The 332-nt window shown below is 50.0% G+C and carries 1 protein-coding gene; it reads left to right on the top strand.

Going from position 1 to position 332, the window contains the following annotated elements:
• Positions 1-305 (top strand): integrase core domain-containing protein (locus QPK27_RS25280; RefSeq protein ID WP_290420896.1); only part of this gene is annotated, 305 nt, incomplete at its 5' end.
• Positions 306-332: the final 27 nt, after the last annotated feature.

Raw genomic sequence — 332 nt, 5'->3', positions numbered from 1 at the left:
TGATCTTCCATAGCGATCAGGGCAGCATATATGGCTGCAATGACTACCGTGAATTGATGAAGGCTCACGACGTCGTGCCAAGCATGAGCCGCAAGGGAAACTGCCACGATAATGCTGTCGCAGAGAGCTTCTTCTCGAACTTGAAGAACGAGGTAATGCACGAACGCCTGTTTGCTTCGAGAGACGAGGCCAAGGCAGTGGTCAACGACTATATCGAGATGTACTACAATCGAAAACGGCTCCACCAGACTTTAGGCTATCAAACGCCTGTCGCCAAAGAAGTTGAGTTCCGTGTGCTTAATTAGATGTCCGAGAAACCCGGACTACCTCAG

Origin of the sequence: Massilia sp. YIM B02443 (assembly GCF_030411955.1) — a bacterium.
Lineage (GTDB): Bacteria > Pseudomonadota > Gammaproteobacteria > Burkholderiales > Burkholderiaceae_D > Telluria.
This window is presented reverse-complemented; position numbering and strand designations above follow the sequence as displayed.